Origin of the sequence: Cereibacter johrii (assembly GCF_001720585.1) — a bacterium.
Lineage (GTDB): Bacteria > Pseudomonadota > Alphaproteobacteria > Rhodobacterales > Rhodobacteraceae > Cereibacter_A > Cereibacter_A johrii.
Genome location: NZ_MABH01000187.1, coordinates 1 through 8,020, shown reverse-complemented (window position 1 = coordinate 8,020; position 8,020 = coordinate 1). Strand labels below are relative to the sequence as shown.

Below are 8,020 nucleotides of genomic sequence, written 5' to 3'. Positions count from 1 at the left end.
CGGTCCCGAAGGCCGCATGGGTCTCGCGCGAGGCCAGCACATGGGCGGCCAGCCGGCCGTAGACCGCGGCGAGGCCCGGGGCCGTCTCCAGCACCCGCGCCGTCGCGGCCTCCATCGCGGCGATCTGCGCAAGGTCGGCGGCCAGCGCGCCCTCGGCCTCGGGGATCTCGACGTTCGCGGCCAGCGCGGCCAGCCAGAGATAGGCCGCGCGGTTCAGATCCGCCGACGGGAAGGCGTCGAGCAGGGCCGGCAGCCGCAGCCGCTCTCCGTCGAAGCTCGCCACCTGCTCGAGGATCCGGGTCTCGCCCAGAACCGAGCCTACGCTGCGCCGGTGCAGCGCCGCCGTCGCGGGGCTCGCGCCGATCTCGACGCCCGACGGCCCGCCCAGCGCGCGGAAGAGGACCGCCACGCTCGGCCGCATCGCCTCGAGGGACACCGCCGCCCCCGCATGGCCGCGGGTTGCGGCAAAGCGGCTTGCATAGTCGTGCCAGAGGTTGCCGACGGTTTCCTCGGGCTCCATCAGGTCGAGCAGGTGGAAGCTCATCCTGTCACCCGTAGACCGTGGCGATGAGGTCGCGCAGCGCCTGCGCGACATCGGGCTCGTCGGTCAGAGGCTCGATGACCGCCGCCTCGAGCGCCGCCTCGACGCCCATGCCGCCCGCCATCAGCGAGGCCGCATAGACCAGAAGCCGGGTCGAGACCCCCTCCTCGAGATCCATCCCCGACAGCGCCCGGACATGGCCCGCAAGCCGCACGAGGGGGGCGACCCTCGCTTCGGACAGGCCGCTTTCCCGCGCCACGACCGCGGTTTCGGTCACGGGATCCGGGAAGGTGAAGCCGATCGACAGGAAGCGCTGCCGGGTCGAGGGCTTCAGGCGCTTGAGGATGTTCTGGTAGCCCGGGTTGTAGGAGGCCACCAGCATGAAGCCCGGCGGCGCCACCAGCTCTTCGCCGGTGCGGTCGATCATCAGCGTGCGGCGGTTGTCGGTCAGCGGATGGAGCACCACGGTCACGTCCTTACGCGCCTCCACCACCTCGTCGAGATAGCAGATGGCGCCCTCGCGGACGGCCCGCGTCAGCGGCCCGTCGACCCATTCGGTGGCGCCCCCCTTCAGCAGGTAGCGCCCGATCAGGTCCGCCGCCGACAGATCGTCGTGGCAGGCCACGGTATAGAGCTTCCGCCCCATCCGTGCCGCCATGTGCTCGACGAACCGGGTCTTGCCGCAGCCGGTCGGCCCCTTCAGGAGAAGGGGCAGACCTTTCTGGGAGGCAGCCTCGAAGAGGCTGCATTCGTTGGAGACGGGCTTGTAGAAGGGCACCGCCATGTCGTGGACGATCGCGTTCATGCCGCTTCTCCCACGGCGTTGCCGGCAGGCGCTTGGCGGCGCACGACGGCGAGGCTGTAGATGAAGAGGAGCGCCCCCGCGACCACCATGGCGCCCGCGCCGAAGCGCATCGCGTAGAAGAGGCCGAGCTGGTCCTGCACGTCCATGTAATACTCGCCCATGACGCGCTGCAGATGGACCTGGATGGTGCCCGCGAAGGTCAACACGAAGGTCATGAAGGACATGCCCCCCGTCATCAGCCAGAAGGCCGTCATGTTGAGCCACTGGTTGTAGGGGGCCCGTCCGCGCAGCATCGGCATCGCATAGGTGAACATGGCAAGGTTCAGCGCGACATAGGCGCCGTAGAAGGCGAGGTGGCCGTGGGCCGCGGTGATCTGCGTGCCGTGCGTGTAGTAGTTCACCCCGTGGAGCGTGTGCAGGAAGCCCCAGACGCCCGCGCCGAAGAAGGCCACCGTCGAGGCGCCGAGCGACCACAGGAGCGCGGCCTTGTTCGGGTGGTTCTTGCGGCCCTTCCAGACCATCACGAAGGCGAAGGACATCATCGCGAAGAAGGGGACCACCTCCATCGTCGAGAAGATCGAGCCGATCCACTGCCAGTAGGCGGGCAGGCCGATCCAGTAGAAATGGTGCCCGGTGCCGAGGATGCCCGAGAAGAGCGCGGTGGCCACGATCACATAGAGCCATTTCTCGACCACTTCCCGGTCGACGCCCGTCAGCTTCAGCATCAGGTAGCCCAGGATCGCCGCCATCACGAGTTCCCAGGTGCCCTCGACCCAGAGATGGACGATGAACCACCAGTACATCTTGTCGAGCCCGAGGTTGTCGGGGTTGATGAAGGCGAAGATCCACAGGAGCGACAGGAGCCACAGCCCCATCAGCAGGATGTTGGTGATCGCGGTCCGCCGCCCGGCCAGCACGGTGAGCGAGATGTTCACGAGGAAGATCACCGCCGCCACGAGAATGCCGAACTTGACCCAGAGCGGCTGCTCGAGGAACTCGCGCCCGCCGTGGATGCCCACGAGATAGCTCGCCACCGCGCCGAGCGTGCCTATGACGAGGATGCCCAGCTGCAGATAGGCGAGCTTGGTCGAGAAAAGCTCGCGCTCGGCTTCCTCGGGCACGAGGAAATAGGCCGCGCCGAAGAAGCCCAAGAGCAGCCAGACGATGAGCGCATTGGTGTGGATCATCCGCACCACGTTGAAGGGCAGCACCTCGGAGAGGGTGTTGGGCGAGACATAGATCCAGCCCGCGAGCAGCCCGCCGAACACCTGGATGGCAAAGAGAGCCATCGCCACGCTGAAATAGGCCAGCGCCACCTTTTGCGATTGATATTTCATGTTGCGGTCCCCCTCAGCCGGCGTCGTTCGGCGGCCAGGATTGCGTGTTCATCTTGTCGGCCCAGCGCAGGAACTCCGACAGCCCGCGCTTCTCCTCGTCGGTCAGTTCGAAATGCGGCATCTGGCGGCGCCCCTCGATCCCTGAGGGCTGCGCGTCGATCCAGCCGCCCAGCATCTCGGCCGCGGCATCGGGATCGTCGACCACGCCCCAGCGGGTCATCACATTGCCCACCTCGGGCGCGAAATAGGCGCCCTCGCCGTGGAGCGTGTGGCAGTTGATGCAGCTGTTCCTCTCCCAGCCCTCCTTGCCGAGCCGCACCTCTTCGGTGAGGGGCATCGAGGTGGTGGAGCGCGAGACCACATGGCTGTGGCTCTGGACCGTCAGGCCCGCGAAGACGGCTATGAAGAACAGAGATCCCCCATAGAACACGTTCCGGGCCCGCGATTTCGTGAGGATTTCCGACATGGGAGGGTCCTGGCGAATGGTTTCGGGTGGGGAGGGTCTAGCCCCGCCCGCCGCGGACGAAGTTGCGGGATCGCAACGAAGCGGGCGATTGACCGGCGTTATCTCTCCCCATCAGCCGCCGGGTCCCTCCCGGCCGGATGGAGGTCCCCATGAAGCCCGCCCCCGACGATCCCGCCCTGCCGCTCGCGCGGCTCTTCCAGACCTGGCCCGCCTCGGCCGGGGTCTTTCTCGAGCGCCGGATGCTCTGCCCCGGCTGCCCGATCGCGCCCTTTCACACGGTGATCGAGGCCTGCGCCGAATACGGACTCGACGAAAGCGAGTTCCGCCGCGCGCTGCGCCTCGCCGTCATGCCTTGATTTTCGGGCCTCGAGGGCGTATGCGGCGCATCACGGTCGGCAGTTCACCGAGGCGTCGCTGCCCCTTCCCGGGGAGCTAGACCTGCCAGAAGATCCACGGCACCCCTTGTCCTTCGTGCCGCGTCGAAAGCCAGCGACCATCGACCCCGATCCGGCACGTCCGAGGATGAGTCATGCCCCGCACCGCCTTCCCCTTCGCCTCGAAGGACGTCTCCGCTCTGGCCCGCGCGCTGCACCGCGATCTCGCGGCGCGTCCGGGCACGCCCTCGCATCTCGAGCTTCTGAACATGCTCGCGCGCGCCACGGGCTTTCGCAACTTCCAGCATCTGCGCGCCGATGCCACGGCCGCCGGCCGGCTCGAGGCGCCGCCCGCGCCCGAGGAGCCGGTCGATCACACACGCGTCGCCCGCGTGGCACGGCTCTTCGATGCCCAGGGCGCGCTCGTCCGCTGGCCGGGGCGCGAGTGGCAGCGCCTCCTCTGCCTCTGGGTCTTCTGGAGCCGCCTGCCGGCCGGCCTCGAGATGGCCGAGCGCGAGGTGAACGAGCGGCTGAGCGCCCTGCACCGCTTCGGCGATCCGGCGCTCCTGCGGCGCGAGCTGTTCGACCGCGGCATGGTGACGCGCCGTCCCGACGGCAGCGGCTATCGCAGGATCGAGCAGCGCCCGCCTGTCGATGCCTGCGCCCTGATCCGCTGGCTCGGCCGCGGCTGAGGGCCGCTCAGGCCTGTCCCGACGCCCCGCTGAGCACGACGAGCCGGTGGGGCGCCGTCACCACGATGCGCCGCCGCGCGCTTTCCACGATCCCCTCGCGCTCCCAGGCCGAGAGGAGCCGCGAGACCGTGTGCAGCGTCGTGCCCGTCATCTCCGAGATGTTCTGCCGCGTGATCGGGAACGAGATCTCGATGCCCGTCTCGACCTTGCGGCCCGACTGGTTCACGAGGCGCAGGAGGCAGGCCGCCACCCGCTGCTCGACCTGCTGCGTGGCCAGCTCGGTGATGCGGCTCTGCATCTCGCCCAGCCGCGCGCCCAGCGTGCGATAGCTCTCGGTGGCAAAGCCCGGATAGTTCGCGGTGAAGTCGGCCCAGAGCCGCCCCGGCCACGAGAGCGTCACGCAGTCCGCAGCCGCAACCGCCGTGGCGGGATAGGTATCGCGCGCGAGCGCCGGCGCGATCCCGAAGAGCTGCCCCGGCCCGATATGGAGCGCGATGATCTGCTCGCCCGTGGGGGTCGTCCTCACCACCCGGATGGTGCCGTCGAGCAGCAGATAGAAGCGTTCGGCCTCCATGCCCTCGCCGAAGACCGTCGTCCCCTCGTCGTATCGGCGCGGCACGGCCTGATCGAGAATCGTCCGGATCTGCGGACGGTCCAGCCGCGAGAAGGGCGGCAGCTTGGTCAGAAGGCTTTCGTCGAGCTTGTTCACGAACCCGGTTCCGAATTTGCGGCAGCACAACGAGAGGCTGCCGTTCCTGGGGCAAGAAAGGGACAGACGGACCAGATCAGGCATCGCGTCCCGAAGCAGAGCCTGACCGTCGCACCAGCAATCGAACCGGCCTCCCGCGTCCCGGTGGGCCGGCACCTCGGAGGGCGGCGGCACAGGGCCGCCGTCCTCTCTTTGCACGAGGAGGCGGCCGATGGCCAGCGACAGACCCAGATCCTATACCGGCCCCGCGCTCTTCAGCTACGGGTTCCGGCCCTTCTTCCTGCTCTCGGCGCTGTTTGCGGCCGCGGCCATCCCGGCCTGGCTTGCGATCTGGACCGGCCGCCTCGCGCTCGCAGGACCGTTCGGACCCGTCGACTGGCACATCCACGAGATGCTCTTCGGCTATACCTCGGCCGTGGTGGCGGGTTTCCTCTTCACCGCGATCCCGAACTGGACCGGCCGCATGCCGCGTCAGGGCCTGCCGCTCGCTCTTCTGGCCGCGCTCTGGATCGCCGGACGCCTTGCCGTCTCGGGCGTCCTCGGGGCGCCTCCCCTCCTCGTTCTCGTCCTCGATGCGGGCTTCCTTCTGGCCGTCACCGCCATGGCCGTGGTCGAGATCGCGGCGGGCAGGAACTGGAAGAACCTGATGGTGGTGGTCCCTGTCGGGATCTACCTGCTCGCCAATGTCATTTTCCATCTCGAGGTCATGGAGGCCGGCGAAAGCGCCGTGGGGCGCAGGCTCGGCTTCGCCACCGTCACCTTCCTTATCATGCTGATCGGCGGGCGGATCATCCCGAGCTTCACCCGCAACTGGCTGGCCAAGCGCGGCCCGGGGCCCCTGCCCGTTCCGTTCGGCCGGTTCGACGGCCTCTGCCTCGCCGCAGCCGTCATGGCGCTCCTGTTCTGGACGCTGCGCCCCGAGGGCCTGCCGGCGGCGCTCCTCCTCGCCATCGCGGCCCTCCTGCACGCCGTGCGGCTCGCCCGCTGGCGGGGCACGGCGACCTGGCGCTCGCCGCTCCTCCTGATGCTGCATGTGGCCTACGGCTTCGTGCCTCTCGGCCTTGCCGCAACCGCCGCGGCGGCCGCGGACTGGATCGGCGCGCCGGCGGGGATGCATCTGCTCGGCATCGGCGCCATCGGCGGCATGACGCTCGCCGTGATGATGCGGGCCTCGCTCGGCCATACCGGCCGTCCGCTCGAGGCCGGGCCGATCCTCAGCGCGGGCTTCGCCTGCCTCGCGGCGGCGGCGCTGGCCCGCGTGCTGCTGGCCTCGGCCGACATCGGCGGGCTTGACGGATACAGCCTTGCCGCGTTCTTCTGGACCCTCGCCTTCGCCGCCTACATCTGGCGGATCGGCCCCTGCCTGACGCGTCCTTCCGTACAGCGCGCCCATCCGAACGGCTGATCTCATAAGCAGGCGAAACCCCGCCGAAGGGTTGACAACCTGTCTGTAGGAGAGGTTACTTCTCACAACGGTCGGCCCGCCTTGGGGCCAACGCGCACCGCGGGACCGACCGCAGGAGGAGCAGTTCATAGGTATGGGCAAGTCGGACGAAGAGGAGGCGCGGCTCGCAGCCCTCCAGCGCTACGAAATTCTCGACACAGGCCCCGAGTCCGAATTCGACCTCATTACCGACCTGCTCCGCTCCATCTATGCCGTGCCGCTCGCGGTGATGAGCCTGATCGACGGCGACCGGCTGTGGGTCAAGTCGGTGCAGGGTGGAAAATGCCGCGAGGTTCCCCGCAGCGACACGTTCTGCGACGTGACGATCCGTGGCAAGAAGGTGCTGCAGATCATCGACGCCGACAGCGACCCGCGCTACCGGGACAATCCCTACGTCCGGGGCGAGCCGGGGATGCGCAGCTACCTCGGCGCGCCGCTCACCACGCCCGACGGCTACAACATCGGCACGCTCTGCGTGATCGACACGATCCCCCGCGACTATACGAGCGTCGACCGGGAGGTGCTGGCCAACCTCGCCAAGCTCGCGGTCATCCACCTCGAGCTTCGGCTGCAGGCGACCGAGGACCAGCAGACCAGCGCCTCCACGCGCCGGGCCTTCCTCTCCGTCCTGCGGCGCGCGATGGAGCGGATGCGCCGGGCGTCGCAGAACTCGACGCTCGTGACCTTCGATCTCGACCATCTCCGCGGCATCAACGAGACCTACGGCCATGCCTTCGGCGATGTGGTGCTGGCCACCGTGGCCCGCACCATCCGCAACACGATCCGCCGCGGCGACCATCTGGGTCGGCTCGGCGGCGAGGAATTCGGGATCTTTCTGGAAGGCGCCGCCCCGGATGTCGCCTTCCGCGTCACCGAGCGGCTGCGCCAGGCCATCGAGGACACGCGCTTCCCGGGCCATCCCGAGGCGCGGGTGACGGCGAGCTTCGGCATCTCGCCCTGCAGCCTGCACCATGCCACCGCCGAGGCCTGGGTCGCCGCGGCGGACGAGCTGGTCAGAAGCGCCAAGAGCGCCGGCCGCAACCGGAGCGAGATGATCCTCGACCCCGGCTGGGACGGCGCGGCCAACGCCCTCCGCCTGCACTGAGGGCGGAGTTCGCTCTCAGCGGCTCGCGTTCAGGCCCGCCCGGGTCTCGGGCGTCGCGAGCTGGTTGTTCAGCTCGGTGAAGATGCGCTTTGCCTCGGTCCGCTTGCCGAGGTTGAGGTAGGCATAGCCGCGCATGATCGCGAGGTCGCGCCGCAGCCCCCCCGTCAGATCCTCGTAGGCGGTCAGGAAGGCGATGGCGCGGCGATATTCCTTCAGCTGATAGGCCCGCACCCCGCGCTGATCCAGAATGATGGCCTCGACCTCGCGCCGCTGCTGGATCGTCAGGTCGGTCGCGGCGGCGAGCCGGGCGGCCTCTTCCGTCATCTTCAGCGCCAAGAGCGCAAGCGTCTTGCCGAAGCGCGCGTCCCGCGCGACCTGCGCCCCGAGGCGCCCCGAGGCGGCGGGCTCGAAAGCCGCCAGCGCCTCGAGCGGCCGGTCGAGATTGTAGACGCACCAGGCCCGCTCGTAGAGCATGTCGGCGCTGGTGGCGCCGCTGGTGAGGCCCGTGCAGGCCCGCCAGTCGCCGCGTTGCGCCGCCGCACGGACC

Annotated in this window: 8 protein-coding genes and 2 pseudogenes; 4 read left to right on the top strand and 6 right to left on the bottom strand. The window is 69.0% G+C overall.

Annotation, left to right across the window (positions count from 1 at the left end; translation table 11 throughout):
* The 4 genes and pseudogenes from A9O63_RS17120 to A9O63_RS17105 all read right to left on the bottom strand — a co-directional run.
* Window positions 1-544 (bottom strand): annotated as a pseudogene (locus A9O63_RS17120) (NorD nitric oxide reductase activation protein); the annotation flags it as partial.
* 4 nt (window positions 545-548) lie between these two features.
* Entirely contained in the window at window positions 549-1,346 is a 798-nt protein-coding gene (locus A9O63_RS17115) for a CbbQ/NirQ/NorQ/GpvN family protein (RefSeq protein WP_069333012.1), read from the bottom strand.
* Window positions 1,343-2,683 carry a cbb3-type cytochrome c oxidase subunit I gene (locus A9O63_RS17110; RefSeq protein ID WP_069333011.1) on the bottom strand — a complete coding sequence of 447 codons (1,341 nt, stop codon included), beginning with the start codon at window positions 2,681-2,683 and terminating at the stop codon, window positions 1,343-1,345. Before A9O63_RS17110 ends, A9O63_RS17115 begins: the two co-directional genes overlap by 4 nt.
* Window positions 2,684-2,696: 13 nt before the next feature.
* Complete coding sequence (locus A9O63_RS17105) at window positions 2,697-3,149, bottom strand: c-type cytochrome (RefSeq protein ID WP_069333010.1); 453 nt, start codon at window positions 3,147-3,149, stop codon at window positions 2,697-2,699.
* A 149-nt stretch (window positions 3,150-3,298) separates the two neighbouring features.
* Here A9O63_RS17105 and A9O63_RS17100 point away from each other — a divergent pair, with 149 nt between their 5' ends.
* A complete protein-coding gene (locus A9O63_RS17100; protein WP_069333009.1) occupies window positions 3,299-3,505 on the top strand; it encodes a DUF1858 domain-containing protein in 207 nt (68 codons plus the stop codon).
* A gap of 173 nt (window positions 3,506-3,678) precedes the next feature.
* Window positions 3,679-4,215, top strand: coding sequence for a DUF2087 domain-containing protein (locus A9O63_RS17095; protein WP_069333008.1), 537 nt, complete (start codon window positions 3,679-3,681; stop codon window positions 4,213-4,215).
* Between the two features lie 7 nt (window positions 4,216-4,222).
* Here A9O63_RS17095 and A9O63_RS17090 read toward each other — a convergent pair whose 3' ends face one another.
* Window positions 4,223-4,924: a Crp/Fnr family transcriptional regulator gene (locus A9O63_RS17090; protein ID WP_069333013.1), complete on the bottom strand. Its 702-nt coding sequence runs from the start codon at window positions 4,922-4,924 to the stop codon at window positions 4,223-4,225.
* Window positions 4,925-5,135: 211 nt separating this feature from the next.
* Here A9O63_RS17090 and A9O63_RS17085 point away from each other — a divergent pair, with 211 nt between their 5' ends.
* Entirely contained in the window at window positions 5,136-6,329 is a 1,194-nt protein-coding gene (locus A9O63_RS17085) for an NnrS family protein (protein WP_069333007.1), read from the top strand.
* 133 nt (window positions 6,330-6,462) lie between these two features.
* The gene (locus tag A9O63_RS17080) at window positions 6,463-7,473 is read left to right on the top strand and encodes a sensor domain-containing diguanylate cyclase (RefSeq protein ID WP_069333006.1); all 1,011 of its coding nucleotides are present in this window, start codon (window positions 6,463-6,465) and stop codon (window positions 7,471-7,473) included.
* A gap of 15 nt (window positions 7,474-7,488) precedes the next feature.
* Here the strand turns inward: A9O63_RS17080 and A9O63_RS17075 are convergent.
* Window positions 7,489-8,020, bottom strand: a pseudogene (locus tag A9O63_RS17075) (hypothetical protein); the annotation flags it as partial.